The sequence below is a fragment of the Lelliottia sp. WB101 genome (genome assembly GCF_003051885.1).
In the GTDB taxonomy this organism is placed as follows: Bacteria; Pseudomonadota; Gammaproteobacteria; order Enterobacterales; family Enterobacteriaceae; genus Enterobacter; species Enterobacter nimipressuralis.
The window spans coordinates 58,607-77,485 of the sequence record NZ_CP028520.1; the positions used below are offsets into that span (position 1 = coordinate 58,607).

General features: G+C 53.8%; 14 protein-coding genes and 1 pseudogene. All 15 read right to left on the minus strand.

What is annotated here, in order from left to right; translation table 11 throughout:
- Positions 1 to 19: 19 nt before the first annotated feature.
- Positions 20 to 1,306 (minus strand): tRNA lysidine(34) synthetase TilS, encoded by a 1,287-nt coding sequence (gene tilS, locus DAI21_RS00300; protein ID WP_107702216.1) that lies wholly within the window; start codon positions 1,304 to 1,306, stop codon positions 20 to 22.
- A 62-nt stretch (positions 1,307 to 1,368) separates the two neighbouring features.
- Positions 1,369 to 1,758: a VOC family protein gene (locus DAI21_RS00305; protein ID WP_107702217.1), complete on the minus strand. Its 390-nt coding sequence runs from the start codon at positions 1,756 to 1,758 to the stop codon at positions 1,369 to 1,371.
- 58 nt (positions 1,759 to 1,816) lie between these two features.
- A complete protein-coding gene (locus DAI21_RS00310) occupies positions 1,817 to 3,955 on the minus strand; it encodes a lysine decarboxylase LdcC (RefSeq protein WP_107702218.1) in 2,139 nt (712 codons plus the stop codon).
- A gap of 102 nt (positions 3,956 to 4,057) precedes the next feature.
- Positions 4,058 to 5,017 carry an acetyl-CoA carboxylase carboxyl transferase subunit alpha gene (gene accA / locus DAI21_RS00315; RefSeq protein ID WP_100777546.1) on the minus strand — a complete coding sequence of 320 codons (960 nt, stop codon included), beginning with the start codon at positions 5,015 to 5,017 and terminating at the stop codon, positions 4,058 to 4,060.
- A gap of 12 nt (positions 5,018 to 5,029) precedes the next feature.
- Complete coding sequence (dnaE, locus tag DAI21_RS00320) at positions 5,030 to 8,512, minus strand: DNA polymerase III subunit alpha (protein WP_107702219.1); 3,483 nt, start codon at positions 8,510 to 8,512, stop codon at positions 5,030 to 5,032.
- A gap of 38 nt (positions 8,513 to 8,550) precedes the next feature.
- The gene (gene rnhB, locus DAI21_RS00325) at positions 8,551 to 9,147 is read right to left on the minus strand and encodes a ribonuclease HII (protein ID WP_102104634.1); all 597 of its coding nucleotides are present in this window, start codon (positions 9,145 to 9,147) and stop codon (positions 8,551 to 8,553) included.
- A complete protein-coding gene (gene lpxB, locus DAI21_RS00330) occupies positions 9,144 to 10,292 on the minus strand; it encodes a lipid-A-disaccharide synthase (RefSeq protein WP_107702220.1) in 1,149 nt (382 codons plus the stop codon). The genes rnhB and lpxB overlap by 4 nt, the downstream gene beginning before the upstream one ends.
- Positions 10,292 to 11,080 (minus strand): acyl-ACP--UDP-N-acetylglucosamine O-acyltransferase, encoded by a 789-nt coding sequence (gene lpxA / locus DAI21_RS00335; protein ID WP_100777550.1) that lies wholly within the window; start codon positions 11,078 to 11,080, stop codon positions 10,292 to 10,294. The genes lpxB and lpxA overlap by 1 nt, the downstream gene beginning before the upstream one ends.
- A 3-nt stretch (positions 11,081 to 11,083) precedes the next feature.
- Positions 11,084 to 11,539 (minus strand): 3-hydroxyacyl-ACP dehydratase FabZ, encoded by a 456-nt coding sequence (gene fabZ / locus DAI21_RS00340; RefSeq protein WP_007373234.1) that lies wholly within the window; start codon positions 11,537 to 11,539, stop codon positions 11,084 to 11,086.
- A gap of 104 nt (positions 11,540 to 11,643) precedes the next feature.
- On the minus strand, positions 11,644 to 12,669 hold the full coding sequence (gene lpxD, locus DAI21_RS00345) for a UDP-3-O-(3-hydroxymyristoyl)glucosamine N-acyltransferase (protein WP_107702221.1): 1,026 nt from the start codon (positions 12,667 to 12,669) through the stop codon (positions 11,644 to 11,646).
- Positions 12,670 to 12,672: 3 nt separating this feature from the next.
- Positions 12,673 to 13,167 (minus strand): molecular chaperone Skp, encoded by a 495-nt coding sequence (skp, locus tag DAI21_RS00350; protein ID WP_100777552.1) that lies wholly within the window; start codon positions 13,165 to 13,167, stop codon positions 12,673 to 12,675.
- Between the two features lie 122 nt (positions 13,168 to 13,289).
- Positions 13,290 to 15,707, minus strand: a complete 2,418-nt coding sequence (bamA, locus tag DAI21_RS00355; protein ID WP_102104632.1) for an outer membrane protein assembly factor BamA — start codon at positions 15,705 to 15,707, stop codon at positions 13,290 to 13,292.
- A gap of 31 nt (positions 15,708 to 15,738) precedes the next feature.
- Positions 15,739 to 17,090: pseudogene (gene rseP, locus DAI21_RS00360) on the minus strand (sigma E protease regulator RseP).
- An 11-nt stretch (positions 17,091 to 17,101) separates the two neighbouring features.
- Positions 17,102 to 17,959: a phosphatidate cytidylyltransferase gene (cdsA, locus tag DAI21_RS00365; protein ID WP_107702222.1), complete on the minus strand. Its 858-nt coding sequence runs from the start codon at positions 17,957 to 17,959 to the stop codon at positions 17,102 to 17,104.
- Positions 17,960 to 17,971: 12 nt separating this feature from the next.
- Positions 17,972 to 18,730, minus strand: coding sequence for a (2E,6E)-farnesyl-diphosphate-specific ditrans,polycis-undecaprenyl-diphosphate synthase (gene ispU / locus DAI21_RS00370; RefSeq protein ID WP_100777556.1), 759 nt, complete (start codon positions 18,728 to 18,730; stop codon positions 17,972 to 17,974).
- Between the last annotated feature and the right edge of the window lie 149 nt (positions 18,731 to 18,879).

Below are 18,879 nucleotides of genomic sequence, written 5' to 3' on the forward strand. Positions count from 1 at the left end.
ACGGGCAGCTCACTGCCCGTTACGCTTTCCGCTCGAAACTCACACCCTGTTCCGCCCAGCCTTCCTGCGTGATAAACACGCCCGCCGCCGCAATCAAATTTTCGCCATAAAAAAGCAGAGGCGTGGAATCACGTAGCCAGGGCGGGATATGGCACTCCTGCCAGATTTTTTTCAGCTTGCGCCCGCCGTTACGACCCACAATGTGTAAATTCCCGCTGGCCTTAAAGCGGATCGTTACCTTTTCACCCGCCTCCGGCAGCCGTACATTCCCGGCCCCTTCAAGACAAACCTGGCCCGCACCCTGCGGCAGTTCCCGTGGCTCAAGGATGTTGTCCCACGGAAGGATTTCATCGGCCAGTGACGGCTGATGCTTGATCCACCAGAGCTGCTCTTTGTAGCGTCTCAGTTCAAAATCGTTAAAGCGTAAGCACGGATTGGCATCTTCGCGCGCCTGCACGACCTCTTCCCAGATGCGGTTGAGCATGTCGCGCGAGGGCATTTGGGCATTATGACCGGCCAGCCAGCGTCGCAGCAGCACTCCACGGCGCACCGCGCTCATCGCCTGCAGCGGCGCAATGCGCAGCGCTCGCTCTTGCGACATCAGGCTTTCCAGCTCTTCGCTGAGGAGTTCATCCAGCAAGCTCTCCTGCTCTGCGCATAATTTCGCACTCCTTGCCGTCGCCTCGGCAAAGTGCGGCCAACGCTGAGAAAGTTCGGGCAAAATGCGCAGGCGAAGGAAGTTCCGGTCGTAGGCGTCATCCTGATTGCTTTCATCTTCAATCCAACGAAGATGATGTTCCTGCGCCCAGCGCTCCAGTGAAGCGCGGGTTTCACCCAGCAATGGGCGTAATAAGTGCGTACCGACAAATTCACTGCGCTCAGCCATCGCGGATAATCCTGCCGGGCCGCTGCCGCGTTTGAGCGCTAATAAGAAGGTTTCACACTGATCGTCGAGATGCTGCGCCGTGACAATCGCTTCGCCGGGCAGAAATGATTTCTCAAAGGCAGCATAGCGCGCTTTCCGTGCCTGGGCTTCAGTCCCGCGACCTTCATCTAACAGCGTCACACGTTCAATCAAAAGCGGGATATTCCAGGCCAGGCAAAGCGACTCGCAGTGAGCGACCCACTCATCGGCAAAGGGACTCAACCCGTGATGAATATGAATCGCGCGGATTTTCACATCCGGTTCCTGTTCGCGCCATAGCATCAGTCGGTGCAGCAGGACGGTTGAATCCAGGCCACCGCTAAAGCCCACCAGCAGCTGGCGGTAAGGAGAAACTGACTGGGCAATCGCAGGTCGGGTCATAGAGGCGTTCACAGAGAGACAATGCCCGGAAAATTACCGAGCATTGTCATGGATGGCAAGCATTACTGCTGATAAAGCTCCAGCGGCAAATCGTCCGGATCGTTGAAGAACGTAAAGCGCTTGTCGGTAAAGGGATCGATGCGAATGGCTTCGCACTTCACGCCATGCGCGTCGAGATGCTGCACCGCCTGCTCAATATCCCCTACGCTGAAGGCCAGATGGCGAAGCCCACAGGCTTCAGGCCGCGACGGGCGTGCTGGCGGGAAAGGAAAAGAGAACAGCTCAATCACATATTGCCCGTTCAACGCCAGGTCACCTTTCCACGAATCACGCTCGGCGCGATACGCTTCGCTCATCAGCGTGAACCCGAGAATGTCGCAATAAAATGCCTTACTTTTGGCATAGTCAGTCGCAATGATCGCAATATGGTGAACCTGTTTTAAACCCAGCATAGCCTCTCCTTTTTATGAGGAGTAAACGTTACAACCGAGCCCCCTGGCACGCAAGGGCTCAGCTATTTTTTAAGACTCGCACCCAGTAGCCGCCGTTTTCATCGCGTTTCGCCCCGTGAATATCGGTCTCAAACCCGGGATAGTGCCGCCCCACCGAGCACAGCATCAGCAGGAAATCGAGCACAGCCCGGCTTTGTTCGGTAATCATCTCGCCCGGCATCAAAAGCGGAACGCCTGGCGGATAAGGCAGGATCATATTCGCCGATATGCGTCCCACCAGATTTTCCAGCTCGATAGTTTCCACTTCCCCTTTCACCTGACGTTGCCAGGCTTTGTGCGGCGTCAGTTTCATTTCAGGTAAAACGTCAAACGCCTGCAGCATCAGCCGGGGCAGATCGTGCTGGCGGATCAGCTTGTGGATCCCCTGAGCCAGATCCTGGATCCGCATGTTGCGGTAGAAATCTGGATCCTCGGCATACAGATCCGGCAGCATATTTTTTACCCGCAGATTGAGATCGTAGGCACGTTTGAACTCCATCAGTCCCCGTAATAGCCCCATTGCGCGGGTTTTATCGATGCCAATACTGAACAAAAACAGCAGATTGTACGGCCCGGTTTTCTCTACCACTACGCCGCGCTCATCGAGGAATTTCGCCACCAGAGCAGCGGGAATGCCGTCATCGCTCATCGTCCCCTGCTCATCCATTCCCGGTGTCAGAATGGTGACTTTTACCGGATCGAGGAACATATGATCCGCATCAGCATCGCGGAATCCATGCCAGCTCTCACCTGGCGCGACGGACCAGCACTCCGCTTCATCAATCTCCTCCGGCTGCCAGATATCAAAGAACCAGCCGTCGGCTTCGTCTTTGAGTCGCTGGACCTCTTTGCGGAAATGGAGCGCTCGCTCTACCGAACGATTGATCAAGCGTTTGCCCGGATTCCCCCTCAGCATCGCGGCTGCCGTTTCAATCGAGGCCACCAGCGGATAGCTCGGCGATGTGGTGGTGTGCATCATAAAGGCTTCGTTGAAGGTCTCTTCGTCGTATTCGCCCTTAATATGGATCAATGATGCCTGCGAAAATGCCGCCAGCATTTTGTGCGTCGACTGGGTTTCGAAGAACACTTTGCCCAGCACCCGCTCACCGCTCATTCCGCTTTTGCCCGCATAGATCGGGTGGAAATTCGTGTAAGGAACCCAGGCGGAATCAAAGTGGATCGAGGGGACATCCAGCGTCTGCTTTATCCAGTTGGTGTTGTATAGCAGCCCGTCGTAGGTCGAGTTGGTGATCACGGCGTGAATGGGCCAGCTCGCCCCTTCAACAGATGCGACTTTTTGTTCTATGGCGGCGTGAGAAAACTCCCTGCGTGGAATGCCTCCAAGGATGCCTAACGCATTTCGCGTCGGCGACAGCCAGAGCGGGATGACATCGCTCATCATCAGCAGATGGGCCAGCGATTTGTGGCAGTTGCGATCAATCAGCAGCGTACTTCCGGCCGGGGCGGCGTACATCCCGACAATCTTATTGGAAGTCGACGTTCCGTTCGTCACCATATAACTCTGCTCGGCGCCGAAGGTGCGGGCAATATACTCTTCCGCCTCCAGATGCGGGCCGGTGTGATCCAGCAGCGATCCCAGCTCTGTGACCGAAATCGAGACATCCGCTTTCAACGTGTTGCCGCCAAAGAAATCGTAGAACAGGCAGCCCACCGGGCTTTTCTGATACGCCGTACCCGCCATATGGCCCGGCGTGCAGAAGGTGTATTTGCCCTCTTTTACGTAATTGAACAGCGCGCGGGTAAAAGGAGGCGTGATGTTATCGAGATACTCGTGCGTGTATTGCTCGATACGCGTCGCAATATCGTCGGCAGCGCCGAGGGCATACTCAAAAAACCACAGCGCCATGCGCATATCGTGAGCGCTAACGTCCATCGTCGAATGAGTATTGATAAAGGCGTACAGCGGCAGATATTCATTAAGTTGATTGATATCGCTGCACAGCTCCAGGTCGTACTCATCCCAGTCGAAAACGACGCCACAGATGCGTGGATTGTGTTCGATAACCTTCAGTAGATCGGCGCTGTTGTTCGGCCAGATAAGCTGAAATCCGCGGGACTGCAGTGATTTTTCCAGCTCCTTGATGGGCTCGTCTTTATAAAAGACGCCATGTGGACCCATGATGGCAATGATGTTCATGGTCTACCTCCTTGAAAAACATTAGATAAGCATAGCCGAGGTAAACGGCAGGTATAAAAAAAGCCGCAACAGTGTGCGGCTTTTAAGATTTATGTGTGCAACTTACGCGTAACCGTAGCTCATCAGGCGCTGATAGCGACGGTTGAGCAGGTCCTCTTTGCTCAGCACATCGAGATCGGCCAGGTCAGCCAGCAGCTGCGCCTTAAGGGAAGCGGCCATCACTTCCGGCTTACGGTGCGCGCCACCCAGTGGTTCTGGGATCACGGTATCGATCAGTTTCAGCTCTTTCAGACGTGGTGCGATGATACCCATTGCTTCCGCTGCCAGCGGCGCTTTGTCTGCACTCTTCCACAGAATGGAGGCACAGCCTTCAGGGGAGATAACGGAATAGGTGCTGTACTGCAGCATATTCACTTTATCGCCCACGCCGATAGCCAATGCGCCACCGGAGCCGCCTTCACCGATCACGGTACAAATCACCGGAACGGACAGACGCGACATTTCACGCAGGTTACGTGCGATAGCTTCAGACTGACCGCGCTCTTCTGCACCAACACCTGGGTATGCACCTGGGGTGTCGATAAAGGTCACGATAGGCATGTTAAAGCGCTCTGCCATTTCCATCAGGCGCAGGGCCTTACGGTAGCCTTCCGGCGCTGGCATCCCAAAGTTACGACGGATTTTCTCTTTGGTTTCACGGCCTTTCTGATGACCAATGATCATCACCGGGCGACCATCCAGACGAGCGATACCGCCAACAATGGCTTTGTCGTCAGCATAAGCGCGATCGCCTGCCAGTTCGTCAAATTCATCAAACGCCAGGCGGACATAATCCAGGGTGTACGGGCGCTGTGGATGACGAGCCAGCTGGGCAATCTGCCATGCGCCGAGATCGGCAAAGATTTTGCGCGTCAGTTCTACGCTTTTTTCACGCAGACGATGCACTTCTTCGTCGATGTTAATATCCAGTTTTTCATCCTGACGGCTTACCGCTGTCAAAGAATCGATTTTCGCTTCCAGCTCTGCAATCGGCTGTTCGAAATCAAGGAAATTCAGACTCATAGTATTCCTGTATTAGTCAAACTCCAGTTCCACCTGCTCCGAACCAATGAGGCCACGGAGATCGTTAAGTAAACGATCGCTCGGAGAGACACGCCACGTTGCACCAAAGCGCAACCGCGCGCGTGCATCCGCCCTCTGATAGTAGAGATGTACTGGAATGGTCCCCGATCGATGGGGTTCCAGAGACTGACGGAGTCGGTTTAAAAGCTGGTCATCAATTTGCCTGTCCGTCAGCGAGATAGCAAGCCCGCGAGCATATTTTTCCCGGGCTTCGTCAATATCCATCACTTCACGGGCCATCATTTTAAGCCCGCCGCTGAAGTCATCAAAGCTGACCTGTCCGCTGACGATAAGTATGCGGTCGTTTTCCAGCAAATGCTGGTATTTTTCCAGCGCTTCGGTGAATAACATCACCTCCAGCCGCCCGGAACGGTCATCCAGCGTACAGATGCCGATGCGATTACCGCGCTTGGTGACCATAACCCGCGCAGCAATGACGAGCCCCGCCGCCGTGGTCATTTTACCACGTTCTGTCGGATGCATGTCTTTTAGCCTGTAGCCTCCGACATAGCGCTCAATTTCTTTCAGATACTGGTTGATCGGGTGCCCCGTCAGGTACAACCCTAACGTCTCACGCTCCCCTTCCAGCACCGTATGTTCCGGCCACGGCTGGCAGTTGGCATATGATTGCTCAATTTGCTCAGGCTCTTCTGCCAGCACGCCAAACATATCCGCCTGACCGATCGCTTCCGCTTTTGCGTGCTGATCGGCGGCTTTCAACGCATCGCCGAGGGAATTCATCAGCGCTGCGCGATGCGGCCCAAGGCGGTCAAACGCCCCGGACATAATCAGTTTTTCCAGCACCCGGCGGTTCAGCTTTTTGGTGTCGGTACGGGCACAGAGATCGAAAAGCTCACGGAAATAACCGCCATTGTTACGCGCTTCGATAATGGCTTCGATTGGACCTTCGCCTACGCCTTTGATGGCGCCAATCCCGTAGACAATTTCGCCGTCGTCGTTGACGTGGAAATGGTACATCCCGGCGTTAATATCCGGAGGCAGGATTTTCAGCCCCATGCGCCAGCATTCGTCGACCAGGCCGACCACTTTCTCGGTGTTATCCATATCGGCGGTCATGACGGCCGCCATAAATTCTGCCGGGTAGTGCGCTTTCAGCCACAGGGTTTGATACGAGACCAGCGCGTAAGCAGCAGAGTGCGATTTGTTAAATCCGTAACCGGCGAATTTCTCTACCAGGTCGAAAATTTTTATCGCCAGCTCACCGTCAACGCCACGGCTTTTCGCCCCCTCTTCAAAGGTGCCGCGCTGCTTGGCCATCTCTTCCGGCTTTTTCTTACCCATTGCACGACGCAGCATATCCGCGCCGCCAAGGGTGTAGCCGGAAAGCTCCTGAGCAATCTGCATCACCTGTTCCTGGTACAGGATAATGCCGTAAGTTGGCTCTAGAACGGGTTTCAGACACTCGTGCTGCCACTGGACGTCAGGGTAAGAGATCTCTTCGCGACCATGCTTACGGTCGATAAAGTTATCTACCATCCCTGACTGCAACGGCCCCGGACGGAACAGGGCCACCAGTGCGATCATATCTTCGAAGCAGTCGGGCTGAAGACGTTTAATCAGATCTTTCATGCCGCGCGATTCAAGCTGGAATACCGCTGTGGTTTCCGAGCGCTGCAGCATGTCGAAGCTTTTCTTATCATCGAGGGGGATGGCGGCGATATCAATCGGCTCCAGGCCCTGTTTGGCCCGGCGCGGGTTGATCATCTTCAGCGCCCAGTCGATGATAGTGAGCGTTCGCAAACCAAGGAAGTCGAACTTCACCAGGCCCGCGTACTCTACGTCGTTCTTATCAAACTGGGTGACCGGATGTTGCCCTGACTCATCGCAATACAGCGGGGCAAAATCGGTGATTTTAGTCGGCGCGATGACCACGCCACCGGCGTGTTTACCGGCGTTACGCGTGACACCTTCCAGCTTGCGCGCCATGTCGATCAGCGCTTTTACCTCTTCGTCAGCTTCGTAGATTTCCGGTAGCTGAGGTTCCGCTTCAAAGGCTTTCGCCAGCGTCATACCTGGATCGGGTGGCACCAGTTTGGAGATGCGATCGACAAAACCGTACGGATGGCCGAGCACGCGACCCACGTCGCGGATAACCGCTTTCGCCGCCATCGTACCGAAGGTAATAATCTGCGATACCGCGTCACGACCGTACATGTCCGCGACGTGCTCAATCACCTGGTCGCGTTTCTCCATGCAGAAGTCAACGTCGAAGTCAGGCATCGAAACACGTTCCGGGTTAAGGAAACGTTCAAACAGCAGGTCGAATTCCAGCGGATCGAGGTCGGTGATTTTGAGCGCGTAGGCGACAAGTGAACCCGCACCGGAACCACGCCCAGGGCCGACCGGCACGCCGTTATCCTTCGACCACTGGATAAACTCCATAACGATCAGGAAGTAGCCGGGGAACCCCATCTGGTTGATCACCTGGAGTTCAATATCCAGACGCTCATCGTAGGCCGGACGTTTTTCGGCGCGTTCGGCCGGATCCGGGAACAGGAATTCGAGACGCTCTTCCAGACCCTCTTTCGATTTCACCACGAGGAAATCTTCGGTGGTCATATCACCGGTCGGGAATTGCGGCAGGAAGTATTCGCCTAAACGAACAGTGACGTTACAACGGCGGGCAATTTCGACGCTGTTTTCCAGCGCTTCCGGAATGTCGGCAAACAGCTCACACATTTCGTCTTCGTTGCGCATGTACTGCTGCGACGAATAGTTACGCGGACGCTTGGGATCGTCGAGAGTAAAACCATCGTGGATGGCCACGCGGATCTCGTGCGCATCAAAGTCGCCAGGCTCAAGGAAACGCACGTCGTTGGTCGCGACGACGGGCAGACCGCGTTCTTCCGCAAGGGCCACCGCCGCATGCAGATAGCTTTCTTCATCAGGACGACCGGTGCGGATCAGCTCAAGATAGAAACGATCCGCGAAGTGTTCTTCATAAAATGCAACGCACTGATCCACCAACGTGCTGTTGCCGCGCAGCAGGCTTTTGCCCACATCACCCAAGCGGCCACCGGAGATCAGCAGTAAGCCTTCGTTCAGCTCTGCCAGCCACTCGCGATCGATCCACGGACCCGCCGCGCCGTAGCCGCGCTGGTAGGCGCGGGAAATCAGCAGCGTCAGATTCTGGTAGCCGGTGTTATTCATGGCTAACACGGAAATCTGCGTCAGTTCATCGCCGATCAAATCGCACTGGACGTGAAAATCCGCGCCGACAATCGGCTTCAGGCCGGAGCCGTGCGCCGTTCCGTAGAACTTCACCAGACCGCATAAGTTGGTGAAATCGGTGATCGCCAGCGCAGGCATGCCAAGGGAGGCCGCCTTTTTTACCAGCGGCCCGGTCTTCGCCAGCCCATCAATCATGGAGTAGTCGCTATGCACCCGCAGGTGTACGAAACGTGGTTCAGCCATCTTCAGATTCCGCGTTACTTAATTGCTTGCGTATTGATTCAGGACACCAGTCCCAGTGCGCGTTTCACCGGACCAAAACTGCGCCGATGATGTTCAGTTGCGCCGTGTTCAGCCAGTCTTTCCAGATGGAAAGCGGTTGGATACCCCTTGTGCTGGGCAAAGCCATACTGGGGAAAGGTGAGGTCCAGCGCGGCCATTTCGGCATCGCGCGTGACTTTGGCAATGATAGACGCTGCGCTGATTTCAGCCACACGGCTATCGCCCTTCACCACCGCCATCGACGGCATAGGTAGCGCAGGACAACGGTTTCCGTCGATCAGCACATATTCAGGGACAATATTCAGCCCGGCAACGGCGCGCTGCATCGCCAGCATCGTGGCATGCAAAATGTTCAGCGTGTCGATCTCTTCTGGCTCGGCGCGGCCTAAGCTCCACGCCAGCGCTTTTTCTTTGATCTCATCGAACAGCGCCAGGCGGCGTTTTTCAGAAAGCTTTTTTGAGTCGTTCAGCCCGACAATCGGGCGAGCCGGATCGAGGATCACGGCAGCGGTCACTACCGCACCCACCAGCGGACCGCGTCCGACTTCGTCCACACCCGCAACCAGGTGCGTGTGAGGGTAAACAAATTCCATCATTTTGCTAACTCCAGCACCGCATCAGCCGCCTGCTCATCGGCATTACAGCGGATCTGCTGATGCAACTCCCGGAAAGTGTCATGCATCTGGTGGCTGGTTTTGCCGTCTGCCAGCAAGGGCAGCAGCGCATCAGCTAATGCCTGAGGCTGACACTCATCCTGCAGTAACTCTTTCACCAGCTCGCGCCCGGCAAGCAGGTTAGGTAATGAGACATAATCCGTCTTCACCAGACGTTTCGCCAGCCAGAAGGTGAACGGCTTCATGCGATAACCCACTACCATCGGACATTTCGCGAGCATGCATTCCAGCGCCGCAGTTCCCGAGGCCAGCAGCGCAGCGTCGCTGGCGAACATCGCCTCGCGGCCTTTGCCATCCAGAAGGTGGATGTGCAGATCAGGGGCCACTTCGGCTTTAATACGCTCGAACTGCTCGCGGCGTTTGGCATTTACCAGCGGCACAACGACTTCAAGATCGGGGTAAGTCTGGCGAAGGATTTGCGCCGTTTTCAGGAAATCGGCGCTGAGCATTTCCACTTCAGCACCGCGGCTCCCCGGCAACAGGGCCAGGCAGTGGGTGTCGTGCGGAATGCCAAGAATATCGCGCGCCGCGTTTTTATCCGGATCCAGCGGCATGGCGTCTGCCATGGTATGGCCGATAAAGCGGCAAGGAACATTGAATCTATCGTAAAACGCTTTTTCGAAAGGCAGAAAAGCAAGCACCAGATCGGTCGATCTGCCTATTTTGAAAACACGTTTCTGTCGCCACGCCCAGACGGACGGACTGACATAGTGGATCGTTTTGATACCCTGCTTTTTCAGGTTCCCTTCGAGGGTAATATTGAAATCAGGGGCATCGATCCCGACGAACACATCGGGTTTGAGATCGGTAAAACGACGGGTGAGATCGGCGCGGATGTGCAGCAGGCGCCGTAAACGGCCTAGCACTTCAACAATGCCCATCACCGCCAGCTCTTCCATTTCGTACCAGGCTTCACAGCCTTCGGCCTGCATCAGCGGGCCTGCCACGCCGACAAAGCGGGCATTGGGTACGCGAGCCTTGAGTGCGCGGATAAGACCTGCACCAAGAATATCGCCGGAGGTTTCTCCGGCGACCAGGGCTATCGTTAATGGACGATTGTCGACCATTAACGGATCAGACCGCGAGTTGAGCGTTCAAAGAACTCGGTGAACGCTTTAACTTCAGGGTGCTGTTCTGCCAGCTCTGCAACTTCTGGCTTGGCCTCTTCCAGCGTTTTGCCGCTACGGTACAACAGTTTATACGCGTTGCGGATCGCGGTAATCGCTTCGCGGCTAAAGCCACGACGCTTAAGACCTTCAATGTTGACGCCAAACGGCGTCGCATGGTTGCCCTGCGCAATCACATACGGTGGGACATCCTGCGCCACACCGGAGCAACCGCCGACCATCACATGTGCACCAATGATGCAGAATTGATGGACTGCGGTCATGCCGCCAATGATTGCGAAATCGTCAACCGATACGTGTCCTGCCAGCGTTGCGTTGTTGGCGAGGATACAGCGGCTGCCCACAGTACAGTCGTGCGCGATATGCGCGTTGACCATAAAGAGGTTGTCGCTGCCCACCTTCGTCAATCCACCACCCTGTACTGTGCCACGATGAATGGTGACGCTTTCGCGAATGCGGTTGCGATCGCCGATTTCCACACGGGTCGGTTCGCCAGCATATTTCAGATCCTGGTTCACTTCGCCAATGGAGGCAAACTGATAGATCTCATTATCGCGGCCAATGGTCGTATGACCATTCACCACCACGTGAGATTTCAGTACGGTACCCTCGCCAATAACGACATGGGGTCCGACAATACAAAAAGGACCAATGTGGGCGTTAGCACCAATTACGGCGCCCTCTTCCACAATGGCGGTTGGATGAATAAAGGCGGATTTATCAATCACGTATCAGGCCTCCCGGCTACGCGCACACATCATGGTCGCTTCGCAAACAACTTTGCCGTCAACCAGCGCAACGCCTTTGAAGCGCGTCAGGCCACGGCGCGTTTTTTCAAAAGTCACTTCCATGATCATCTGATCACCAGGCACGACTGGACGCTTAAAGCGCGCTTCATCAATACCCGCGAAGTAATACAGTTCACCTGGCTCCAGTTTACCGACGCTTTTAAACGCCAGAATACCGGTAGCCTGTGCCATCGCTTCCAGGATCAACACACCCGGGAAGATAGGTTTACCAGGGAAATGTCCCTGGAAGAATGGCTCATTTACAGAGACATTTTTCACTGCGCGCAGAAAACGACCTTCTTCAAAATCCAGCACACGATCTACCAGCAAAAACGGGTAGCGGTGCGGCAGAAGCTCTAAAATCTCTTCAATATGCAGAGTATGAGTGTCGGTAGTCAAAATACTCTTCCTGTCAAAATTTACTGAATAGCAATAATAACACGGCCTGCCGGTTTATAAGAAAGCCGACAGGCCGGGAAATTTAGCGTTATAGGGATGAACGTTTAGTCTTGTTGATCGATTTTGCGCTCAATCGCTTTGAGACGCTTGCTCATATCATCAATATTCATCACCAGAGCTGCGGTTTTACGCCACACTTTGTTCGGTTGCAGCGGAATGCCGGAGGAGTAGACACCAGGCTCAGTGATAGGACGCATCACCATACCCATGCCTGTCACCGTGACCTTGTCGCATATTTCCATATGCCCATTGATCACGCTGGCACCACCGATCATGCAGTAACGGCCAATTTTCAGACTGCCTGCCATGATCACGCCACCTGCAACAGCTGTATTGTCGCCAATCACAACGTTATGCGCAATCTGACATTGGTTATCAATGATAACACCATTACCAATGATGGTGTCGTCGAGGGCACCGCGGTCAATCGTTGTGCATGCGCCGATCTCAACGCGATCGCCGATAATTACTCGGCCGAGCTGAGGGATCTTAATCCAGTTACCACGATCGTTGGCATAACCAAACCCGTCCGAACCGATCACGGTACTGGACTGGATCAGGCAATTTTCGCCGATTTCGATCTCATGATAGACGGTCACATTAGCCCACAAACGGGAGCCTGCACCAATTTTAGTCTGTTTACCCACGAAACAACCCGCGCCAATCACCACGTTATCACCGAGAACAACATCGGATTCGATAACGGCATTCGGGCCAATTGCAACGTTTTTACCCAGCTTCGCCGTCGGATCAATGACTGCACTGGCAGCAATGTTCTGCGCCGGCTGCGGCGTGGTATCAAGAATTTGAGCCATACGCGCGTAAGTCAGGTAGGGATTTTTTACTACCAGTGCGCTTGTCGTGGCAAACGGAAGGTCGTCCTGCGTCAGAACGACAGCAGACGCCTGGCATTGAGCCAGGTGCTCACGGTACTTCGGGCTTACCATGAACGTTATTGTGCCTGCTTTAGCAGATTGCATGGACGCAACAGCGGTGATGACGATATCGCCATCACCGTGTAATTCTGCATCCAACTGCTGAGCGAGATCAGCCAGTCGAATTGAAGGCATTACTTATTTAACCTGTTTCAGTACATCAGCAGTGATGTCTTTCACATCGCTACTGTTGAAAGCAACGGCATTCGCATCAACAACCAGATCGATGTTCTGATCGGCTGCAACAGCTTTCACAGCAGACTGAATACGAGTCACCAGTTTGCCACGTTCTTCGTTAGAACGACGCTGACGATCCTGCTCGAAAGCCTGTGCTTTCTGAGAGAAAGTCTGACGCTGAGCCATTACGTCTTTTTCCAGCTTGCTACGGTCGCTCGCTTTCATGGTAGAACCATCACGCTGCAGACGCTGCATTTTGGACTGAAGATCGTTTTCCATACCTTGCAGTTCACCAGCACGGCCTTTGAATTCGTTTTCCAGAGTCGCAGAAACACCCGTTTTCTGGGCTACCTGCTGGAAAAGATTACCCATGTTGACGATTGCAATTTTGTCCGCTGCCTGAGCAGAAGTCACCATTGCCAAACCCAGACCTGCAGCTAATAACCACTTTTTCACAATAAACTCCTTACCATCCCATTGGTACCCGAAGGTACCGTTCTTTGCGTGGCAAGGCGATCGTCTATGCGATCGCCGGTTGTCAGCGCTACACTGCCAACGCATTCCATTGCAACGGATAATTACCAGGTTTTACCAATGTTAAACTGGAACTGTTCCGCTTTGTCTCCATCGTATTTCTTAAACGGCTGGGCGTAGGAGAAGACCAACGGCCCCAACGGTGACATCCATTGTAATGCGATACCTGCAGACATGCGAATGTTGCTCGGATCGCTGTAATCCGGCACACCTTCTGCTTTCATCTGAGCGGTGTTATCCCAGTTGGTATCCCACACGGTACCCGCATCCCAGAAGAACGAGGTACGCACAGAGTTCGCATACTTATCGCTGATGAACGGCGTAGGCGTAATGATCTCCAGGCTGGCGACGCCCATGGCGTTACCGCCCACCGCGTCATCAGAGCTACAGACTTCTGACGAAGACTTCTTATCACAGTTATCAGAGTCGTTACCGCCGTAGTACACCGCTTTCGGACCAATGTTATTGGACTGGAAGCCACGTACTGTGCTGGAACCACCGGCATAGAAGTTCTCATAGAATGGCAGTTCTTTGCCACCTAAGCCATCACCGTAACCCCAACGTGTACGACCCAGCACAACCCACTTGTGATCCTCATCAATTGGGAAGTAAGACGCCGTGTCCAGCGTAACTTTGTAGAACTCGTTATCAGAACCCGGAACGGTCACTTTACCGTTCAGGTTGACGCGAGAACCCGCTGTCGGGAAGAAACCACGGTCAAGGCGGTTATACGTCCAACCGTAGTTGAAGGTGAAGTCATCTGCAGCGAAACCGTTGTTGTCGCTGGAGGTGCTCGCCGACTGACCGATAGAGTCCAGATAACGCCACATTGCCACCTGTGGTTGCATGTTGGACAGGTCGTTATGCACGTAACCTAAACCAGCACGCAGGGTGTTGTATTCGTTAATCGGGAAGCCAAGCGTGCCATCCACACCATAACTTTTGTTGGTGTACGAGGACAGGTCCGCATCGTCTGCTTTAAAGTCGTTATAGAAAATACGACCGCCCAGGCTCACACCGTCAACGGTGAAGTATGGGTTAGTGACAGAGAACTCGGAATAGGTCTGGTAGTCGTTCTTGGTACCGTTGATACCAACGGAATAGCCCGTACCTAACCAGTTATCCTGCTGAACGCCGACCTGGAAGCTCACGCCACTTTCGGTGCCGTAACCCACGCCGAAGTTAAAGCTACCGGTGTTACGCTCTTTCACCTTGTAAACCACGTCTACCTGATCCGGGCTGCCTGATACGCGCTGTGTATCGGTATCGACCGTTTCGAAGTAACCCAGACGGTTCAGACGCTCTTTACCCTGGTCAACGAGGTCGCTGCCCAACCATGCGCCTTCCATCTGGCGCATTTCGCGACGCAGTACTGAATCTTTGGAGGTATCGTTACCTTCAAAGCGAATTTTACGCACATAGAAACGGTTACCCGCATCCACGTTAACGTGGAGCTTAACGGTTTTATCCGTGTCGTTGATTTCTGGCTGAGTCTGAACGCGCGGGTAGGCATAACCATAACGGCCGAGCAGCTTTTTAATGCCGTCTTCCATTTTGGTTACTTTCGCGCCGCTATACAGTTCACCCGGTGCAAGCTTGGTCAGACTCTCGATCTCAGCGGAATGACCCGCCAGGTTTCCGCTTACTTCAACACCGGAAAGCTTGTACTGATCGCCTTCAGTGATGTTAACCGTAATGTAGATACCTTTCTTGTCCGGAGTCAGACTGACCTGAGTAGAGTCAATGTTGAAACGGGCATAACCGCGGTCCAGATAGTAGCTACGCAGGGTTTCGAGATCGCCCGCCAGCTTCTGTTTCTGGTATTTACGATCGCCGACTACGTTCCACCACGGCACTTCATCGCGCAGCTGGAAGGTAGAGATCAGCTCGTCCGTACTGAACGCGTGGTTGCCCACAATGTTGATCTGCTGGATCTTCGCTGAAACGCCTTCCTGGAAGACGAGTTTCAGATCGACGCGGTTACGCGGCAGCGGAGTGACAACGGCTTTGACGCTCGCGCTGTACTTACCGACGCTGTAGTAGAAATCTTCCAGTCCTTTTTCGATGTCGGACAGGGTTGTGCGGTCCAGAGATTCACCCACACGAACACCAGAAGCTTCAAGGTTTTGCTTGAGCATATCGTCTTTCACCGATTTGTTACCGGAGAAAGTGATACTGGCAATCGTCGGGCGTTCTTTCACCTGAACCAGCAGCGTATCACCATCGCGCAGGACGCGAACGTCCTCAAAGTTGCCAGTGGCAAACAGTGCACGAATGGTGTTACTGATATCTTCATCATTAACCGTGTCGCCCTGGCGAACTGGCATACTGAGGAGGGCCGCACCGACGGCGACACGCTGAAGACCTTCGAAATGAATATCCTTCACTACGAAACCTTCAGCACCGTATACGGTTGCGCTGCTAAACAGCAGCGACGCTATGAGCAACTTTTTCATCGCCATCGTTATTATGCATTCTTCCTAACTATCTCTCTTACAACCGAGAGAAATCATTGAAAAGCGCAAGCCCCATTAACAGCACTAGCAGTATCGAGCCAATGCGATAACTAAAGTCTTGAACTCGCTCGGATACCGGTCCACCTTTTAGCTTTTCGATCGCTAAAAACAGCAGATGCCCCCGTCTAATACGGGAAGCGGGAACAGGTTGATTATCCCGAGGTTCACGCTAATGAGCGCGAGAAACATGAGATAGTAAATCACCCCGAATTCCGCTGACATCCCAGCCCCTTGAGCGATAGAAATCGGCCCACTGAGGTTGTTCAGTTTTACGTCACCGGTAATCAATTTCCCCAACATGTTGACCGTCAGCTTCATCAGTTGCCATGTTTTATCCGTGGCTTCAAGGATGGCGCTGAACGGCCCATACTGGCGTATTGTCTTGTACTCATCTGGCAGCGGAATCACTTTGGGCACTACGCCCGCAAATCCTTCCGCCTTACCACCGCCCGACTTGGTGTCCGGGATTAGCGTCAAGGAGAGCGGACTCCCCTGTCGTTCGATCTCAACTGCCAGCGGTGTGCCAGGATTATCGCGCACCAGAATAACAAACGTCATCCATTGTGTTAACGGTTGACCATCGACTTTAACGATCCTGTCGCCCGCTTGCAAACCTGCTTTACTCGCCGCCGAATCAGCCTGCACTTCAGCTAACACCGGTTCGATCTGCGCACCGCGTGGGCGAATGCCCAATGCCGCAACCGGATCTTCCTTATCTGGCTCAAACGCCCAGTGACGCAAATCGAGGACTTTATCCTGACGCTGACTGGCACCAAAGGGTGAAACAGTGATGGTGGTCTGATCATCGCCGATTTTAGAAACCAATTGCAGCCTGACAGCTTCCCAATCAGGGGTTTCGATACCATCGATCGCTTTAAGTTCCATGCCCGGTGCAATTTGCGCCGTCGCGGCGATAGAGTTGGCGGTTATTTCACCAACAACCGGACGAACACCAGGGACACCGATGATAAACACCAGCCAATAGGCGAAGATGGCGAAGATGAAGTTCGCTACCGGACCGGCAGCAATGATGGCGGCGCGCTGGCCGACGGTTTTGTTGTTGAAGGCGTAGTGTCGCATCTCAGGCGCAACAGGCTCTACGCGCTCATCCAGCATTTTTACGTAGCCGCCGAGCGGGATCAGCGCAATGACAAACTCAGTACCATGGCGGTCAGTGCGACGCCAAAGCGCTTTACCGAAGCCAATCGAAAAACGCTCGACCCGCACACCGCAACGCCGCGCAACCCAGAAATGGCCAAATTCGTGCACAGTGATGAGTACACCAAGTGCAACAATGAACGCCGCCAGATTCCATAGGATGCTCAGCATAAAACCTTCCGTTAAATCGTGCCAAATACCAGCAACAACAGGCATGCGAAGACCGGTACCGCAGCCGTCAGGCTATCGATGCGATCCAGTATTCCACCATGTCCTGGGATAAGGTGACCGCTGTCTTTGATCCCTGCTTCACGCTTGAACATGCTCTCGGTTAAATCCCCAAGAACGGACGCCAGCGCGGCAAAAATAGAACAAATCAGCAGCGTGGTCGGTGCGACGTCAAGATTCGCCCACACGCCATATCCCCAGGAGATAATCGCCGCCGTAAACAGACCGCCGATGAACCCCTGCCAGGTTTTGCCAGGCGACACTTTCGGCGCCAGTTTATGTTTGCCAAAGAGTTTACCAAACATATAGGCCCCGGAGTCAGCACCCCAGACGAGAATCATCACATAGAGCAGCCACAGTGAGCCGCTGTAATGGTTGTCGTCGTAGTGCCACACACGCAGCACAAGCATACCCCAGAAAAAAGGAACAATTGTGAGCAGGCCGAAAATCAGGCGCAGCGTTTTAGAGTTGCGCCAGAATGTTGCAGAGCCGGGATAAAAAAGCACCAGCAGCAATGCGACAACCCACCAGCCCAGCGAGGCCCACAGGGAACCCTCAATCAATGGCTGATGGATATTGTGATGATACTCAGGCAACAACAACAGCATCAGCGCCAGTAACAGGCCACAGAGTACAGCCAGCCATACCCGCTGAGTGCGCGAAGTAAAGCCGCTAAGCTGCCCCCATTCCCACGCGGCGAGCATACACACCACCAGCGTGACAATGGCAAATCCCACCGGCGGCAGTAAAAACAGCGCCGCGATAACGATGGGTATTAATACAAAAGCGGAAATCAGGCGATACTTCAGCAAAAGCTACCCCCATCAGACTTTTTCGGCGCCTGGCTCAGTGCCGCCGAAGCGACGCTCACGATTGGCAAAGGCATTCAGCGCACCTTCAAAGTCTTGTTCATCAAAATCGGGCCAAAGAACATCCGTAAAGTAAAGTTCGGCATAGGCAATTTGCCAAAGCAAAAAGTTACTGATTCGATGTTCTCCCCCTGTCCTAATAACCAAATCCACAGGTGCCAGTTCGTTCATGCAGATTTGCTGACCCAGCGCCTCTTCATCAATTTGGTCGGGTCTTAACAGCCCTTCCTGAACTTGCTCAGCCAGATGCCGAACCCCCTGGATAATGTCCCAACGTCCGCCGTAATTCGCCGCGATATTGAGCGTCAGACCGGTATTGTTTTCGGTCACCGCTTCCGCTTTACGAATGCGTTCCTGCAGACGTGAGTTGAAACGACTGGTATCACCGATAATGCGCAAGCGGACGTTGTGGCGGTGCAGGCTTTTTACTTCGCTGTCGAGCGCCCACACAAACAATTCCATCAACGCAGTCACTTCCTGCGGCGGTCGATTCCAGTTTTCACTGCTGAAAGCATAGAGCGTTAACGCATCAATGCCGTTATTGGCGGCAAAAGATACGGCGCGGCGAACAGATTTCGCCCCAGCTTTATGCCCAAAGGCTCGTATCTTCCCTTGTCTTTTCGCCCAGCGGCCATTGCCATCCATGATGATTGCTACATGGCGACAGCCATGAGCTGGCAAGTTTTCGCTTATTGGTTGATTCGCAGACAACATAACGCGTTTTTAGTCCCTGAAAGGATTTAACGGTACTCAGGAATACTGAAGCCTTTCCACAAAAAAGCCGTGTAAACCACGGCTTACCTGACCACTCTACGTCAAATACCAGCGATCAGGTGGCGCAGACTATATCACCGAAGCCCAAC

Coding starts and splice junctions, on each gene's coding strand:
- lpxB (WP_107702220.1), bottom strand. CDS start 10,292: ATGGTCGACAATCGTCCATTAACGATAGCCCTGGTCGCCGGAGAAACC.
- DAI21_RS00310 (WP_107702218.1), bottom strand. CDS start 3,955: ATGAACATCATTGCCATCATGGGTCCACATGGCGTCTTTTATAAAGAC.
- lpxD (WP_107702221.1), bottom strand. CDS start 12,669: ATGCCTTCAATTCGACTGGCTGATCTCGCTCAGCAGTTGGATGCAGAA.
- dnaE (WP_107702219.1), bottom strand. CDS start 8,512: ATGGCTGAACCACGTTTCGTACACCTGCGGGTGCATAGCGACTACTCC.
- accA (WP_100777546.1), bottom strand. CDS start 5,017: ATGAGTCTGAATTTCCTTGATTTCGAACAGCCGATTGCAGAGCTGGAA.
- DAI21_RS00305 (WP_107702217.1), bottom strand. CDS start 1,758: ATGCTGGGTTTAAAACAGGTTCACCATATTGCGATCATTGCGACTGAC.
- ispU (WP_100777556.1), bottom strand. CDS start 18,730: ATGTTGTCTGCGAATCAACCAATAAGCGAAAACTTGCCAGCTCATGGC.
- rnhB (WP_102104634.1), bottom strand. CDS start 9,147: ATGATGGAATTTGTTTACCCTCACACGCACCTGGTTGCGGGTGTGGAC.
- tilS (WP_107702216.1), bottom strand. CDS start 1,306: ATGACCCGACCTGCGATTGCCCAGTCAGTTTCTCCTTACCGCCAGCTG.
- bamA (WP_102104632.1), bottom strand. CDS start 15,707: ATGGCGATGAAAAAGTTGCTCATAGCGTCGCTGCTGTTTAGCAGCGCA.